Source organism: Chitinophaga pinensis DSM 2588, from assembly GCF_000024005.1.
Lineage (GTDB): Bacteria > Bacteroidota > Bacteroidia > Chitinophagales > Chitinophagaceae > Chitinophaga > Chitinophaga pinensis.
In genome coordinates, this window is the sequence record NC_013132.1 from 3,565,499 (window position 1) to 3,581,778 (window position 16,280).

Genomic DNA, 16,280 nt, shown 5'->3' on the forward strand with positions numbered 1-16,280 from the left:
TCAGTCATTGCTGTTGGTAGTTGTTGAGCACATGACTTATCAGCTCTTTAATTTGAATGCTATAATTCTGGTTGATCGCTATCTATGAACCTGATGCAGGTATAAATCGTCCTGATTGCTTGTCCGCCGGTGTCAGATCGTTTATTTATTGTATCTGTCTTAACTTAATACCAGTCCCTCTTTCAAAGCTAACGCATACATTTCTTTATCAAAGCTATATAAATGTGGCGAGCGGTGTGCGCCAATGCTCCTTTTTTCATCCAGTTTTTTTAGCAGTCTGAGCGCAAGCAGTTTCTTTGGAAAGTTACTGACGTCCAGCTTTTTCCCCAATAATGTCTCATATAAAGCATGGATCTCGCTCAAAGTAAATTTTTCAGGCAGCATATTGAGCCCGATCGGATAGTGATACAGATGCAGTCGCATGGTATGCATCGCTTCCTGCACCATTTCGTCATGATCATATTCCAGCGGTGGCAGATTATTAATGTCAAACCAGGCACATGCCTCAGTAATGAAGTCTGTCTGTAGTCTGGTTTTTGAAAAATCAGTAATAGCGTAAAAACCAACCGAAATCGTCTGATTAATAAGCCAGTTGCCCTCCCAGGATGGCAATCCGGTGTCTTCCAGCCATTTCTTTTTATCGAATTTGTCAAACTGAATGCGATCCGGATCGCCAAAAGTCTTGAATTGCTGCAAAAACAGATTGTCAATGCCTGTACGGTCTTTTATATTGCGATTGGCAGCGTCCAGCAACTTCTCAGCACGCTTAATATATCCCCCTGGCAAAGACCAGTTATCGATGTTTCTGTGTTTGATAAGCAACAGCTTGAGTTGCTGTGCATGGTAACCAAAGATAGCACAGTCGATAGTAACGTGGGGAATGTAATACAAGTGTCCGTTTAGTATAAAATCCCTGAATTCTTCTTCTGTTTGCATCTCCAAAAATAACATTTTCCGGTGGCGGAAAGTCTCTTTTAAAATTTATTTAGTAAAATTTACTAAATAATGAAATATTGTCTTTATATTCATTTAGTGAAATATACTAAATGGTGTAACTGTTAGATTATTAAGACAATACCACTATTGTGGGAAATGAAGGATTAATCACTAAAACATCAAATACCAACGACCAAAAACTACAAACCACATGAAAAAACTGAAAGCAACGCTTGTGCTGTTTATTAGCCTATTTGCCGTATCTGGCATAAAGGCACAATCAAAAGATTTTTATCCTGGTACATGGGATGTAATGATTTTTGGTACCCCTTATGGTGATGTGAAAAGGACCTTTGTACTTGAAAGAAAGGATGGTAAACTAGGAGGGGTAATAAAGGACTCAACCGGGGCAGAATTGACTAAGATTACCAAAGTGACTGAAAACGGAAAGACGGCGGCGATTGACTTTACATCCCAGGACTATGATGTGACTTTAACAATAGATCCTGTTGACGAGGATCATGTGAAAGGTAATCTGGCTGGTTTTACAAGCACCGGCGTACGTAGAAAAGAACATTAGTAAGATCAATCCTGGTGATGATAGAATAATTTTTATAATGGGGGGCCGCGTTTAAAACAGAAAGGGAGCACTTATAATAAGTGTTCCCTTTTTTATTCCCCGGCCTGTAGGATTTAGCAAATTAAAACCATTATTTGTCCTATCATAACCATTGAATGACTACGCTTCGATTTTTCAGGCTGCTATAGTTTCGTGTCTACAATTAAACTATAGAACATGTCAGTATCAAAGACAGTAGCACTGGTCACCGGTGGGAGCCGTGGCCTTGGCAGAGACATCGCTTTAAAATTAGCTGCCCAGGGAACGGATGTTATTATCACCTATAATACAAGGAAAGAGGAAGCCTTCGCAGTAGTTGAACAGATAAAGCACACCGGCGTACACGCTGTTGCATTACAACTGAGTACAGAAAATACGGGTGCGTTTCCCACATTCTTTACCACACTCACTGCTATTCTGCAGACAGACTTTCACACCGATCGTTTTGACTATCTGATCAACAACGCCGGTATCGGATTACACATGGCTTTTGAAAGCACAACAGAGGAACAATTCGACCTGCTCCTGAATGTCCTGTTCAAAGGAGTATACTTTTTTACCCAACAGGCACTTCATTACACGCGGGATGGCGGGGCTATTGTGAACCTGTCCAGCAGACTGGCACAATCAGGCGTACCCGGTTATTCGGCATATGCATCTATGAAAGGCGCCGTTGAGACGCTTACCCGCTATCAGGCAAAAGAACTGGGCTCCAGACGTATCAGGGTGAACTCGGTTGCTCCCGGACCGACTGCTACAGATTTTGGTGGTGGTATCGTAAAGGATAATGCACAATTCAGGGCCAACGTAACTGCATTGACCGCATTAGGTCGTGTAGGAGAACCAGACGATATCGGCGGAGTAGTCGCCTTCTTATGCTCAGATGCGGCCAGATGGGTTACCGCGCAGCGTATAGAAGTTTCCGGCGGCATGAACATATAGTCAACAGTTCAGCATTTACTAATTGGTTTGATTCCTGTATTCATTTATGTTTTTTTTATTAAAAAAAGTTCCGGACACGCAGTAAGAAATTACCCTAAACCACTTTTGCTGTAGTCTAAATAAAAGCGGCTATTGGGGTCCGATACTTTTCCTGGTATCATAGGAGTTACCTTGTTACCTGTATGTTACTGTTACTTTTAGTTACAAGGTTACTAAAATAAACTTTGCTGCTCTACCTTTGTAGCTCAGGAATTAAATCAATAGAAACATGGGAAAATTAAATAACAAAGTAGTCCTGGTAACAGGTGCATCAAAAGGAATCGGAGCGTCTATAGCAAAGTATCTCGCAGCAGAGGGAGCAAAGGTAGTAGTGAATTATGCAGCCAGTAAAGAGGGCGCAGAGAAGGTAGTAAAAGCGATTACTGATAATGGAGGTACAGCTATTGCTGTACAGGCAGATATAGCAAACGAAGCCGATGTTAACAGGCTGTTTGACGAAACCAAAAATGCTTTTGGTGGTTTAGATGTTTTGATCAATAATGCAGGTATCTATCAATACGAGCCAATTGAACAGGTATCGGCTACCACATTTCACCAGCAATTCAACACAAATGTCTGGGGATCTATTCTGACGATACAGGCATCATTAAAATTGTTTGGCGATAAAGGAGGGAACATTATCAATATCAGTTCCGGCGCCAGTAAAATGCCTATGGTAACAGGATCCGTGTATTCTGCGTCAAAGGCTGCATTGGATGCTATAACCGTTGCTTTATCAAAAGAACTGGGTGCCAGAAATATCCGTATCAATTCTCTTTTGCCAGGTTCCGTGGAAACTGAAGGTACACATACATCGGGCGTGATGGGCAGTGATTTTGAGAAAGTATTGATTGCAAATACGCCGCTTGGCCGAATGGGACAGCCTGAAGATATTGCAAAAGCAGCCGTGTTTTTAGCTTCTGATGAATCAGCATGGATTACCGGAGAGCAGCTTGCTGTTTCCGGTGGCATTTACGGGTTCTAAAGTTATGCCAGGACAGCGCCTGCTGACAACGAATATCATAGATATATCGGAACACTTACCATAATTTTTTACGCGGGTTTTCCTTAACAGCCAGTAATGTTGAAATTTCCAGTGCGACAGGGAAGCGTGTCTATATGAAACGTTGAATGGTGATAGTAAGCTAACTGTAAATGTTGCTGCTTTACCGGCAGGGATGTATTTCGTAGTTATCCACCGTAAGAATATGAATAGCATTAAACTGACTTTCGCTAAGATGTAGGAAGTGGATATACTATATGATGAAAAGAGGATGTATCGAAAATAAATGAACATCCTTAGAATTACTTAAATGACTACCTGATTCCATCAGGTACCCGAATAAAGAGAGCCTGTATCTTACTTTTGATACAGGCTCTTTTTTATTTGCAGGCAGGTGTATAGAACATTGGTATCTTGATGTTAGATAGCCTATCCAAATGGTCGATCCTGAAATACTTAAAACTGTAAGGATCTTCCCATATAACATCTGAAATCTATTCTATTGTTTTCAATTTTTACATTTTTCTTAATGGCATCCAATGAATATCCATCAAAACTTGCTACTGTGATCTTGTAAATACCTTTGGGTATCATACGGCATCCCTGGCCCTTATTGAACTCCAGCTTAAATGTATCAACGCCATCAAACCATATGACACCATCCTCCACCCTTCTGCCTGTTACACTCTCAAATATGTCAAAACACACCAGACCTGCGCTATTTTCATACAGTGTATCTTTCACGTTAACCACGCACATCTTTCCCCAATATTTATGCGTCTTAGTTGTATCGATTCGGACGAGCATTCTGTTATGCGACTTACAGCATTTGCAGGGACGGCATCCTAAAACAAAGCAAACTGTTACTAGTAACGGGATAAAATATTTCATTATAAGCTCTAATCTGATTTATTTTTTCTTAATGAATTGGATCTTGGACGTATAGTTGATGCATTGATTTACACTGATCTTCGGTGCCGAACAAAAGGTAAGTGTAGGGTATAGGATAAAACAGAAAGCGCGAACAGCTTCTAATCTCCTGCGCACTTACAGGGAGAACCGTCGAGCCTTCTTATTGATAATTTTAAAAGCATTAATATTACAAAACCTTTTTTGTTATTATTTAAATCAAGTTTAATAATATCACTCCTGTACGGTAGAAGAGAAATAGTTTCTTTCTACATCATAACAAAGAACAATGAAACATCTAATAATACTTGTACTTTCTGGCCTGATATTTTTTTCAAACCTGACATTAAAAAGCCAGGCATTGATACATTACAGCAAAACCATCAAACCAGACTATTGTTTGAAAGACTCAATTGATGTAAAGGATGTTATTGGAAGACCTGTGAAGATCTGGCATGAGGGCGGCGTTTTTTCCACACTTGATATGTCGAAAAAGATTAAGTGGCCATCTGAAGAGATAAGGAAAAGAGGAGGACAAAGTGGTTGGGGTACATTTGAGCCCAAGGCGGGTGATACCGGTATTGTTACGCATATCTTCACCGAAAAGTCGGGTGTAAATAAATATATTTATTTGCTAAAAATTCAAGGTAACTATGTTCCTGTAGCTTGCTCCTACATTACAAGCGTGGATCTATTGGACAGTCACAAACAATACGAGCAGGATTGGATAAATGACTCCATAAATAATGTAAATTATGCTGCTGGTTGTAAATTCAAAATTAGAAATGTAAACAATAGCTGGAGTCGGGCCGGACTTAACAATATTGATAAGCAGTCGGAGGATTTTGCTTGTTCCTTAATAAAAAAAGGGATCGACACAATTATGCTTTGCAAATACATTTTTGATAATGGCTCCTTGCCCGGGGAGAAAGGGTTCATTTTGTGGATTGATAATGGGCAGGGATATGTAAAGTCGTACTTCAATAATGCAAGTCATGAGCCGACAAACAATAAAGCCATGTCATTCGATTCAAGAGACTTAATTGATTACTTTTTTATAAACAGACTCGACACAGTAACAAGTACTCCCAAATCTGAAATCTGGATAAGCCATTCCTTAGGTTATAGTATTCAACTTTACGTGCCTGGTTTTTTTTACAGAGAACGTTTAACTGATTTTATCATCAAGCAAGACACAACACATCCCAAATCAATATGGTGGAATATGATTTCAGAAAAGCTTATGACACTAAAGCAAGAATAGCTATTATCGCGATGAAGCAGGACGCTACATATTTGTCTAAAACAGAAATGTTTGTAAATTACAAGGCTTTTCATCAATAGGGCAGGGCAATTGAATGCCCTGCCCATTTCAATATGCTATTTAAATTGCAAACATAACATCGCCGGAGCGCGTTTAGAATGGCGAAATAACAGTTTCTTCTCTATTCAATAGCTTGTTAACCGCCTCGTGCAACTGTGTTTTTGTAAACGGTTTTTTGAGAAAGGCATCAGCACCATTTTCGAGTGCTACATCCTCAGCCGCCGCATCAATACCAGAGATCATAATGACTTTTGCTGCAGGATGTTCTTCTTTTACAAAATTTAGAAAGTCGATGCCAAAACCGTCAGGCAGGCGATTGTCTAATAATATTAGAGAAGGCTTTTCTTGTAGAAGAAATTCCTCAGCTTTGGCAATACTTTGTACATGTTCGACCTCCATTCCTTTTCCTTCGAGTAGTATGTTCAACAGCAGACACAGGTCTCCTTCGTCATCAACGATTAATACTTTGCTGGGAGCAGTTTTAGTTTTCATGCTTGTATTGTTAGTTGTTATTATTTAATTAAAAAGCATGCCAAATAGCAAAAATTGTTCATCCGAATGGTAGAATGGCGTTAACTGCTCAAAGACCGTTAATGATGCGCTTTGAAATCTGCGGCACGGGTAACATTACTGTTTAACAATAAGTAAGGGTATGGAACCTGTTTAAAAGTGATATACTCCGCCATCGGCAACGATTTCCTGGCCGATTACAAAAGAAGAGTCGTCAGAACCAAGGAAAACGGCCACTTTACCCATTTCTGAGGGGAGCCCTATACGCTGAACGAGGTTCGAGGTGCCGACATGTTGTTTTAGCTCCATGGCGATATCCGTAGGAATTCCAAACTTTTCGAACACCGGGGTATCAATTGTTCCGGGACTTAATATATTCACCCGGATCTTCCTATTGGCCAGGTCTTTTGAAAACGAGCGGGCAAAGTTCACTACAGCTGCTTTAGCGCCTCCATAGGTCGTCAGTCCGTCCAGGGGTTTGTGTGCTGCAAGAGAGCCGATCATCACTACCGATGCGCCATCTTTTAAGTAGGGGAGTGCTTTCTGTACAGTAAAGAAAACGCTTTTGAGGTTCAGGTTCATTATTTTATCGAAACTATCCTCTGTAACGTCCGCCAGATTTCCGGCAGTACCTGCACCTATGGCGCCACCTGCATTTACGACCAGTACATCCAGTTTACCGAATTTCTGCGCTGTTTCGGCAAACATGCCAGTCAGCTCATCCAATTTAGTTACGTCACATCTGATCCCAATAAATTGATCGCCAAGTGCAGCTACAGCACTTTTAAGCGTCTCTTCATTTCTACCCACAATTGTACCTACTGCGCCTTCTGCCGCATATTCTTTGGCTATACCGAATCCTATTCCGCTGTTGCCGCCGGTTATTACTGCTACCTTGTTTTTGAGTCTCATTTTTTTGAATTGAAGTTTATGAAGTCAGTGCGGATAGCGAATATTTCCCGTCTTTGCTTCGGGTCAAAAGTAGGACGACTGTATTGGAAGATAGCGGTCATTTGACTTAAAATACATGTGACATTTGTCACTATGTCAAAAGCATAATTGTGGAGAAAGAGTAGCCCTGACACCTGCTCCTCTACGTTAACGGTCAAATATGGAAGGGTTAAAAAAAGGAGATAGATATTATACCCTGCGGGTATGGCTGTAATCTGATCTTTGTTCGATCCTGAAGCGAATTCAATAAGGTTTTCTGATACGCGCTTTATTTGTGAAGGAAATGATTCCTGACGCGACTAAGTGTTTCCCTTGAGATGCCCAGATATGAGGCGATCATATGTAGCGGAATCCGGTAAAAGATGTCCGGGTAAGTATTGATGAAATGCTGGTATTTTTCTTCCGCTGAAAAACTGATATTGCTGACTATCCGGCGTTGGCTGGCTTCGAAACTTCTTGCTTTAAGGGTTTCGACCATGTCACGTAGCTTGGGGATAGTCATTTGTAAATGGATGTAATCTGTTTGACTGATCAGGATCAATTCAGAATCTTCCAGCGCATCAATGTTGTTTTTAGATGGTATACCATTATTTAAGCTTTCCTGATCGCTCATCCACCAGTTCTCTACGGCGAATCTCAGCATGTGTTCGGTACCATTTTCGCCTACAAGATACAAACGCAGACATCCTTTTACAACGAAGCAGTTATTGACGCAAACATCTCCTTCCTGAAGCAGATACTGCCTTTTGCGGAGTTTCTTTTCCACGCTGACGGCCCGTACCGCTGCAATTTCCTGCTCATTCAGTCCGGCTTTTTCAATTAGGTATTGTTCAAATACTTCAAACATTATTTTCTATACGTTAAGCGAAATTATTCAAAATCGGTGTTTATCTGCTTCAGCCTAAAGAAATGAAATTTTCGTGACAGAACAGCGATAGTGCCGTTCGGACCTGTCTACCCTGTCCGTCCTTTGTTTGATAGATATCACGGTTCGAACACTGTTAGTCAGGAAGCTATGCAGGCATTAAAAGACGATTGTATTGCCGACATTCCGGTAGCGCGACCTGGTAGTAACCTGTGATATTTGTCACAAGCATTTTGCGTCAAATGCCCTTTCAGTATCAGGCGCTTAGTGTGACCTTTGAAAATAGTAAAAATTAATGTTTATGAAGTTGGAAAATAAGGTAGCCGTAATAACAGGTGGTAACAGTGGGATCGGATTTGGTATTGCTGAAGCATTTAAAAGCGAAGGTGCCGTAGGCGCCATCGTAGGAAGAAAACAGGCCGCAATAGACAGTTCAGTTGCTCGCCTGGATGGACGATTTATTGGTATTCAGGCCGATGTTACGAAATTGGATGATCTCGAACGCCTGTTTAAGGAAACATATGACAAATACGGAAAAATCGACGCGCTTGTTGTTAATGCGGGCGGCGCGGTAGAAGGCGGAAAAATGGGCTCTGTTGCCGATATCGGAGAGGCTGATTTTGATGCCTACATAGACCTGAATATAAAAAGCGTATATTTTACAGTGCATAAAGCATTGCCTTATATGAATGATGGCGGTTCAATTGTACTAATAGGATCAATAGCCGGGCACCGCGCATTTCCGGGTATGTCGGTTTATGGGGCATCGAAAGCCGCAGTCATTTCCTTTGCAAGGGGCTTTTCATTAGACCTCCTGGATAGAAAGATCCGTGTAAATGTATTGTCACCAGGTACAATAGATACTCCAGTGTTTGATAAGTTTATTCCGGAAGAACAGGTTGATACCGTTAAGAAAATCTGGACAGATTTAATACCAGCCGGACGGATTGGTCAGCCGTCAGACATTGGGAGAGCCGCCGTATTTCTTGCATCTGACGAATCATCCTTTGTCGTAGGTACCGAAATCCTATCAGATGGCGGTGTAACGAATATAACGATGTTCAGGTAACTCAGCATTACCTTATCAGGTGTATATGCTAACCAAACGAGGCTGTATCATTGATAAAAATGATACAGCCTCGTTTCCTGATAGCGCATTAATGCAGCAATTCACCCATTCCGAAAGCTCTTAATCCCTTTTCGTATTGCACCTGAACTGCATCATTGGCTGCTTTTACAAATTCGCCGGTTGCCCTGTCTACCACGGTGCGCAGCGGTCTTTGTCCTTTTGATAGATTGATCAAGTTGTTAATGGCGTCTGCTACTTCTTGCGGGTCAGGTTGAACTGTTTGCAGCAATTCACCAATAGCTGCACCTACCTTATTGGGTAATTCTGCAAAATATTCGTAAGCAGGTGTAACCGACTGGTCAGAACCGTATCTGATATTATTCATCATTCCGGTAGGGAAAGGGCCCGGTTCAACAATGGCAACATCCACGCCTAAAGGTCTCAATTCGTAGTGTAAGCCTTCGCTGATGCCTTCTAAACCAAATTTTGTAGCGCTGTACATGGTTGAGAAAGGTGATGAAAACCTCCCAAATCCGCTGCTGATATTGATGATAAGCCCATCAGCCCGATTACGCATTGTCGGCAATATCGTTTTTATTAAGCGCCAGGGCGCGATAACGTTGACATCAAAAAGCTCCTGTACATCCCTAACGGTAAAACTCTCTGCGAAACCGACCATTGAAAAGCCTGCATTATTAATCAGTACATCTATCGCACCTTCCTTAGCGATCACAGTAGCAACTGCATCACTGACACTGTTCTCATCCGTCAAATCCAACTCCAATACCGATACATTCGGTATGGCAGAAAGCTCGTTGGCCTGATCCGAATTTCTTCCTTGTATATCCCGCATTGTAGCGTACACGCGGTGCCCCAAGGAAGCAAGCGTTTTTACTGTTACATATCCAAATCCACTATTGGTTCCTGTTATTAATACAACTTTACTACTCATTGCTAGGTGTTTAAGATTATGAATGCAAATATTCATAGATCTTACACCATGGCATTTAACAAATGCTAAAAAGCGTTTTTCTCGCTGATATTTTTTCGGATCCTGCTAAGGGAGGGTTGTGCCATTCCCAAATAGGACGCGATATACGAAAGCGGAATACGATTAATGAAAGTCGGAAACTTTTTCATAAATGATATATAACGGGCAGTTGCATCTCCTGTCACCAGAAAGTTTCTTCTTTCTAAAATTTCTCCGATACATTTTCTTAATATTAGCCCGGTAATGGCATCCCAATTAGCAATGGTTTTGCCAATGTCATCCCAGTCTTTCTTCGTAAAAACGATCACCTCACAGTCGGTAATTGCCTGTATATATTCAGTGGCAACAGCTTGTGCTTCGAACTTTTGCATATCGGTGACGAAATTATTCTCATCAATAAAATCATGCGTAATATCATCGCCCTTGTTATTATAGAAACAAGTCCGAAAAATACCTTTAAGAATAAAACCGACATACTTAGGTGTCTTTCCCGCTTCTGAGAAATATTCATTTGTCACCAGCGTCACCACTTTCCCTTTATTGGAAATAAATTGAATTTGGTCGCTGTCAAGGGCGCCAAATTGCAATAGGTATTCAATCAATTTATCCATCGACTCAAAATTAGTGATTATTATCACCCGGTTTATATCTGGTGTCTTCCCTGGGAATTCAACGGCAAGTTTATCCTGTTATTCCGGTATATTGCTTCCCACCCGGCAATTTTCTATTTTCGTCTTAAAATGTACCTATGAAGACCCTCCAGCGAAAACAGATTACAACATCGGCGGCAGTGATAGCTTTGATTATCCTTGTAAAATGGATCTTACCCCTGGGTTTGAATCTATTGACTATTCGGCTACCCGATGCAGCACGTATTACATTGTTCCTGTGCTTCCCACACGAAGTCCTGGATACGATAAAATATCCGTTGGCTATGTGGACCAGGAGTTATACCCTTTCGTATATACCGCTTTTTTCAATTTTGTTTGCAGTTTTTCTAATGATTGCCTTTGTGCAATTTCGTGACAAACAAAAAAAATTGCCGCTCCAGGTCGCCTGTTATATCCTTCTGGTATCGATCGTTATTTCGATTCCAACAAGAATAGCTTATTATCAGAGAGCTGTGAAAGAATATAGTAGTTATGTGCCCCCGGTAGACAAGGGAAGCGGTATACTGGCTTTAATGGATGATTTTGCACAGCCAGCCAAGCCTTCATTGTCATTATTGATCACAGAGCTGGCAATCCTGTTGGCCTATATAGGTTGGGCGGTTTGGGTACTGAGCAGGCTTTATGGCGACAAAACGGACGATCAAAGTGTAAATCCGGATGCTCGTTGATTGATTATAAGTAAATAATACGTTTGTCTGTCAATACCTCAGCTTATCGTGTTCTTCGAAATATGATGGGACAATATGCCATGTAAATAAATTCGTGCCGCATATAGCTGCAGTATACAATTATTTATCATATACCTAAATCGCAAAAAATAATTCAATCAGATGATAAACAAAGAAAAAATAATCGATGAATACCGCAATACAGTTGGAACGGATTCTGTAAAGGCCAGGAATCTTATTAAAAAACTGGATTATAAAGAAGATTATTACCTGCTTCAGTGTATTGCCCAGACTTATCTTGATGAATGCAGGTTTGAAGATGACAATACTATGCGTGAGCAGATAGATAAAAGGAAATGGAGAATGGCTGAAAGGTATATCATTAAAGCATTCATTATCAATCCGGATAATGCGGATGTATTATATACAATGGCTGGCGTAAGAATAGCCAGTCAACAGTTTTCTATTGCCATCTTTTGTTTTGAATGCATTATTGAGTCAGGGGTAAGGAAAATTGCTTACGGTGAATACGGCAGAGGGCTACATTATGCAAGGGAGTTGGTAAATGACAGTAAATTTGAATTGTATCGTTTGCATTTTGACGAAAATCCTAAGTTATCAGCAAAGTACCTGGCCGCATATAAGGACGGATTGAAAAAAGGGATCAAAACAATTTATAAACCAATACAGCAATTCTTATTGGTGAAAAGAAGGCTTGTTTAAAAGTAGTCCATGTCTTTATCAGCCCCGGATGAACTGTATAGTATACCCGAAAATAAAGCAGAGCTTACCCCATTCAGAAAAAAAATGTCTTATTTATAAGTGCTTACTTTGATTTCAAGCGATAGTTAGTAGGTGTAATATTATACTTATCATGAAAACTTTTCGTGAAATTTGCCAGATCATTAAAGCCACAATCAAATGCAATATCCGTGACACGTTCATCAGAGGCGATAAGCAATTCAGCGGCCTTTTCAAGCCTTTTAGTTTTGATATAGTTGGCTGGAGAGTCGTTATAATGTTTTGCGAACTCCCTTTTAAAAGATGAAACACTTAAATTGGTCTTCTGTGCGAGATCTTCAACACCTACTTGTAAAAATATATTTGCCTCTATAATTTGTTTGAAAGTATAAGTGGCCGGAGAGAATAGCTGAGATAAAATTACCTGGATTGTGTCAGCATTTTGAGTTTGCGAAAGTAAAAGAATAATTTCCTTTAATTTTATAATTAAAATATCCTCATTTACCAAAGAGGGATTTTCAAAATAGAACAAAAGACCTTCAATATATTTTTTTATCAAAAAATCATTATTTACCTTTTCGCTGCATTGATTTGATATATTATTTTTCGGCTTTTGAAGCAGTAAAGGCCGGTCCCTCTCATAAATTTTTTTTAAGGTACCAGGGTGAAAACTTATAACTACAACCTCATTTTTAGTACTTTTTGCGGAGTTGCTGACTTTCTTTCCACTGTTTACACATGTTAGAAGTAACGAGTAGTTATTTGAAACTTCATATTGCTCTTCTTCCTGGTGAAATTGTAAGTCCCCCTCCATAGAGAATAAAAAACATGCACTGTCTCTTACTGGAAAGGGAAACTCGAAAGGGGGTTGTAATATAACTTTTTGAATAAAGGTTTCCCCAAATAAGTCCATCTTTTTATAGTCAGTTACCATATCTCTTATTTGTTGGTCTGTCGACAGCTGTGAATGCACAGACAGGATGTGATTTTTGTATTTGTAATTTTAAGGACAATACTAATTACCTCAAATGTACAGGAAAACAGTTTTTTTATGAAATCAACTGACAAAAATTGATTTATTACACTTTGTATACATGCCGAACTATAATTATTATTATATAATCAATGGTCAACGGCAGGGCTATAGCTGCTAATGATCTTGTCTTTGCCTGGTTATAAGTTATGACTGGAAACAGATGTCGCTTCCAGTCATAATATACGCCACTCTTTAATGGCTGTCAAATACCAAAGTAGGTCATGCTCCTTAATTGTTGAATTGGATGCTATCAGTATTCGCAGAATTTTGCTTTAATTTTCAATAAAAGTAAGATGGGCTTCCGAAGTAATCGGTATACTTAATGCTTTAGATATTAGGCAGTTCTTTTCTGCTGCTCTTACGAAGTCACTGAATGTATCCAAACTGATTCCAGGTATGATGCCTGTAATAGATAAATGTATTCCAGATATAGCAAAACCTTCCATTGACAAAGTAGCTTCAGTAGTCAGTAATGCTGGCGGCGTGCCTTGTTCGGTAAGTGCAAAACTTACAGCCATAGTAAAGCAACCTGCATGCGCTGCAGCTAATAATTCTTCGGGATTTGTTCCTTTTTCTTCACCACTAAAGCGCGTCTTAAAACTGTAGTTTGTTTTGTTTAATATTTCACTCTGAGTAGTTAATTCACCTTTTCCTTCTTTTGCATTTCCTGTCCATTGTGCTTTTGCTGTACGTTTCATCTTTTATAGTTTTTATTTTGATTGCCAGTATTGACAGTACAAAGATGCGATACAAAGCAGATAAGGATTTTGTGAATAAGGCCAATAGTTTGGTTATTTGGTTCAAATGCTTAATTTGTTAAATACAGGTCGTTTAACAAATCCCGATGTAGCCACTTAGCCTATCCCATGCTTGGAGATACCTGGTGCCGTTAGGAAGTAACAAGTGTTGTGTAGAAGCATTAATTCCCGGAAGAAAAACAAACTTCTTACAGAAGCTAATTAAATCGTGCAAAAAGTATAGGGAAACCACGTTTAAATGATTTGAACCAAATTACCAAAAGATTGAACTAAATCACGAAATGCTCCCTATTGTTTAAAACTACATTTGCAATGTCACTAATGGCAATTAATTTAAAACTGAAAAAATCATGGGCTTATCAAATTTAGGAATTTTTCATACTGTAATAGGCGTAGTAGCCATCATTGCTGCACTGATAGCATTTGTAAAGTTTGGAAAAATCGATTTAAGCAAGTTATCTGGTAAAATTTATTTTTATGGTACGTTAGTTACTTCACTAACAGCTTTAGGTATCTCCAAACATGGTGGATTTAATCCGGGACATGCTTTTTCGATATTTATCGTTATTTTAATTATTGGCGCATATTTGCTTTATTGGAGAAAGAAAGGGAATGTTAGAGCCAGATATTTTGAAAACTTTTGCTTGTCTTTCAGCTTTTTCCTGTCACTGATACCAACGGTTAATGAAACTTTCACCCGTGTTCCGTTAGGTCACCCGCTGGCTAAGGATATAAAAGATCCTATAATTGCTAAGACGCTGCTAATCCTATTGGTATTGTTTATTGCCGGTACCGTATACCAGATTATACAGCAAAGGAAAAAGAACAGAACGGCGTCTATCTAAAAAGATTCAGATCAGACAAATTACAATGAACGAAGATTACAGTTAGAGACGCTCCCGGAGAAACAATATTCAACGCTGTGTAAATCGCGTGAAAATCAATTCTTAGCGGAATCTTTATTAGGTTTGGTCGTGTGATGTTTACACTAAGTGCTCAAATAGGGGTGATTTTGGTGTGCAAACATAAAATATATGGTATGGACATACGCGCATTAATCATCCACCATAAAAAAAGCCTTCAGACGCATCTGAAGGCTTTTAACTTCTGCGAGGTAAGAGAAACTATGTTCGAACCAGTTCTTGGATAATCTAATTGAAATTCAGTATTTTATAAAAGAAGAACTTCTTTTAAGAATTTGTAGGTCCTCTATAAATGCGCTAATTTTAAATTCTTCAGCCATTTTAAGCTGCTTTGCGCAGGTGATGTGCTAATGCTAATAATCCAATCCCCAGAAATTAATCCTGTAATACTCAATTTATTGCTCTAACTTTAACAAGATTGCATTTGGCGTCTTCTGAGCTAGTTTGAGTTTCTTTTTCTTCCTCATTCCCTGTTTTTCAGTAGTATGTATATTTAATTAAAATTATATTTGTGAATATTTTTGTAGGTAATATAAGTGACAGAACAACTGAAGATGAAATCTGGTCTTTATTTGACCCATTTGGAGTTGTATATAGTATTAATGTGGCTTATGATAAGTACAGTGGCCGTTCTAAAGGTTTTGCATTCGTTGAAATGCCAGACGATTCCAATGCAGTACTGGCAATTAAGGAATTGAATAATTCTGTAGTTGATGGCCAGAAAATAGTAGTGTATGAGGCTCGTCCAAAACCTGAAAGACCGGAAAATAATCGTTTCTCAAGATCCGGACCACGCCCTGGATTTAGACCCAGATACTAATAGTTGGATGTTTTAAAACATCGATTGCCTTTGTCTGTTAAGAAAGCAGAAGAGCAAAGCCGCAAATACGTTAAGTAGTTTGTGGCTTTGCTTTTACGTTTCTATGTACCGGAAGCAGCATCCCAAGCTTAATTTTCTAATTATATCCTTAATCAACCCCCAGGATGGGATATAGTAACAAGAACTGTTAGCAACTGCGCCAATGAGGTGACAATGAAGATTTGTATCATCAATGTCATAGAACATCTCCCCAATAATCACTAATCAGTCTATGACATGTAGCTGCTGCAGGCTGAACGATATAAGAAGCGCAATAATTTTCATGTTTTTTTGGGAACGGAATAGATGTATTGTAGTTAACGTGTAAATCAAACTTGGCAGGGGATTGTATCCGTCTCAAATTCAAACTTCTCATTTCATTTTATTGTTAGCAGAAACTTCAGGGAGTATTATGATACACCGGAATGCATACACTTTTTCTAAATCTATTTTGGTATTGGTGGAG

General features: G+C 39.4%; 18 protein-coding genes. 9 read left to right on the forward strand and 9 right to left on the reverse strand.

The features are described 5' to 3' along the window. Positions 1–159: 159 nt before the first annotated feature. Positions 160–936 carry an NUDIX hydrolase gene (locus CPIN_RS14385; protein ID WP_012790539.1) on the reverse strand — a complete coding sequence of 259 codons (777 nt, stop codon included), beginning with the start codon at positions 934–936 and terminating at the stop codon, positions 160–162. 211 nt (positions 937–1,147) lie between these two features. Between CPIN_RS14385 and CPIN_RS14390 the strand changes: the two genes are divergently transcribed. From CPIN_RS14390 to CPIN_RS14400, 3 genes are all read left to right on the forward strand, one after another. Next, positions 1,148–1,516, forward strand: coding sequence for a hypothetical protein (locus CPIN_RS14390; RefSeq protein ID WP_012790540.1), 369 nt, complete (start codon positions 1,148–1,150; stop codon positions 1,514–1,516). Positions 1,517–1,732: 216 nt separating this feature from the next. After that, a complete protein-coding gene (locus CPIN_RS14395) occupies positions 1,733–2,497 on the forward strand; it encodes an SDR family NAD(P)-dependent oxidoreductase (protein ID WP_012790541.1) in 765 nt (254 codons plus the stop codon). A 268-nt stretch (positions 2,498–2,765) separates the two neighbouring features. Then, positions 2,766–3,521 carry an SDR family NAD(P)-dependent oxidoreductase gene (locus CPIN_RS14400; RefSeq protein WP_012790542.1) on the forward strand — a complete coding sequence of 252 codons (756 nt, stop codon included), beginning with the start codon at positions 2,766–2,768 and terminating at the stop codon, positions 3,519–3,521. A gap of 474 nt (positions 3,522–3,995) precedes the next feature. Here the strand turns inward: CPIN_RS14400 and CPIN_RS14405 are convergent, their stop codons facing one another. Further along, positions 3,996–4,298: a hypothetical protein gene (locus tag CPIN_RS14405; protein ID WP_012790543.1), complete on the reverse strand. Its 303-nt coding sequence runs from the start codon at positions 4,296–4,298 to the stop codon at positions 3,996–3,998. 439 nt (positions 4,299–4,737) lie between these two features. Here CPIN_RS14405 and CPIN_RS14410 point away from each other — a divergent pair, with 439 nt between their 5' ends. Then, positions 4,738–5,712: a hypothetical protein gene (locus tag CPIN_RS14410; protein WP_012790544.1), complete on the forward strand. Its 975-nt coding sequence runs from the start codon at positions 4,738–4,740 to the stop codon at positions 5,710–5,712. A gap of 153 nt (positions 5,713–5,865) precedes the next feature. Here CPIN_RS14410 and CPIN_RS14415 read toward each other — a convergent pair whose 3' ends face one another. The 3 genes from CPIN_RS14415 to CPIN_RS14430 all read right to left on the reverse strand — a co-directional run bounded on the left by CPIN_RS14415 (position 5,866) and on the right by CPIN_RS14430 (position 8,080). After that, complete coding sequence (locus CPIN_RS14415) at positions 5,866–6,264, reverse strand: response regulator (RefSeq protein WP_012790545.1); 399 nt, start codon at positions 6,262–6,264, stop codon at positions 5,866–5,868. 171 nt (positions 6,265–6,435) lie between these two features. Then, positions 6,436–7,194 (reverse strand): SDR family NAD(P)-dependent oxidoreductase, encoded by a 759-nt coding sequence (locus tag CPIN_RS14420; RefSeq protein WP_012790546.1) that lies wholly within the window; start codon positions 7,192–7,194, stop codon positions 6,436–6,438. Positions 7,195–7,501: 307 nt separating this feature from the next. Then, on the reverse strand, positions 7,502–8,080 hold the full coding sequence (locus CPIN_RS14430; protein ID WP_012790547.1) for a Crp/Fnr family transcriptional regulator: 579 nt from the start codon (positions 8,078–8,080) through the stop codon (positions 7,502–7,504). Between the two features lie 319 nt (positions 8,081–8,399). Here CPIN_RS14430 and CPIN_RS14435 point away from each other — a divergent pair, with 319 nt between their 5' ends. Further along, positions 8,400–9,167, forward strand: coding sequence for an SDR family NAD(P)-dependent oxidoreductase (locus CPIN_RS14435; protein ID WP_012790548.1), 768 nt, complete (start codon positions 8,400–8,402; stop codon positions 9,165–9,167). 88 nt (positions 9,168–9,255) lie between these two features. On the opposite strand, the gene CPIN_RS14440 is transcribed toward CPIN_RS14435, so the two are convergent. Together CPIN_RS14440 and CPIN_RS14445 are read right to left on the reverse strand one after the other, a co-directional pair. After that, a complete protein-coding gene (locus CPIN_RS14440; RefSeq protein ID WP_012790549.1) occupies positions 9,256–10,119 on the reverse strand; it encodes an SDR family oxidoreductase in 864 nt (287 codons plus the stop codon). A gap of 65 nt (positions 10,120–10,184) precedes the next feature. Further along, positions 10,185–10,769, reverse strand: a complete 585-nt coding sequence (locus tag CPIN_RS14445; protein ID WP_012790550.1) for a Crp/Fnr family transcriptional regulator — start codon at positions 10,767–10,769, stop codon at positions 10,185–10,187. Positions 10,770–10,906: 137 nt separating this feature from the next. Here CPIN_RS14445 and CPIN_RS14450 point away from each other — a divergent pair, with 137 nt between their 5' ends. Both CPIN_RS14450 and CPIN_RS14455 read left to right on the forward strand, forming a co-directional pair. After that, entirely contained in the window at positions 10,907–11,497 is a 591-nt protein-coding gene (locus CPIN_RS14450) for a hypothetical protein (RefSeq protein ID WP_012790551.1), read from the forward strand. Between the two features lie 162 nt (positions 11,498–11,659). Next, complete coding sequence (locus tag CPIN_RS14455) at positions 11,660–12,220, forward strand: hypothetical protein (protein WP_012790552.1); 561 nt, start codon at positions 11,660–11,662, stop codon at positions 12,218–12,220. Positions 12,221–12,323: 103 nt separating this feature from the next. Here the strand turns inward: CPIN_RS14455 and CPIN_RS14460 are convergent, their stop codons facing one another. Both CPIN_RS14460 and CPIN_RS14465 read right to left on the reverse strand, forming a co-directional pair. Beyond that, positions 12,324–13,172, reverse strand: coding sequence for a helix-turn-helix domain-containing protein (locus CPIN_RS14460; RefSeq protein ID WP_012790553.1), 849 nt, complete (start codon positions 13,170–13,172; stop codon positions 12,324–12,326). 374 nt (positions 13,173–13,546) lie between these two features. Further along, positions 13,547–13,972 (reverse strand): OsmC family peroxiredoxin, encoded by a 426-nt coding sequence (locus CPIN_RS14465; protein WP_012790554.1) that lies wholly within the window; start codon positions 13,970–13,972, stop codon positions 13,547–13,549. A gap of 410 nt (positions 13,973–14,382) precedes the next feature. Here CPIN_RS14465 and CPIN_RS14470 point away from each other — a divergent pair, with 410 nt between their 5' ends. Beyond that, entirely contained in the window at positions 14,383–14,877 is a 495-nt protein-coding gene (locus CPIN_RS14470) for a DUF2306 domain-containing protein (RefSeq protein WP_012790555.1), read from the forward strand. Between the two features lie 589 nt (positions 14,878–15,466). Next, positions 15,467–15,775 carry an RNA recognition motif domain-containing protein gene (locus tag CPIN_RS14475; protein WP_012790556.1) on the forward strand — a complete coding sequence of 103 codons (309 nt, stop codon included), beginning with the start codon at positions 15,467–15,469 and terminating at the stop codon, positions 15,773–15,775. Positions 15,776–16,280 lie beyond the last annotated feature (505 nt).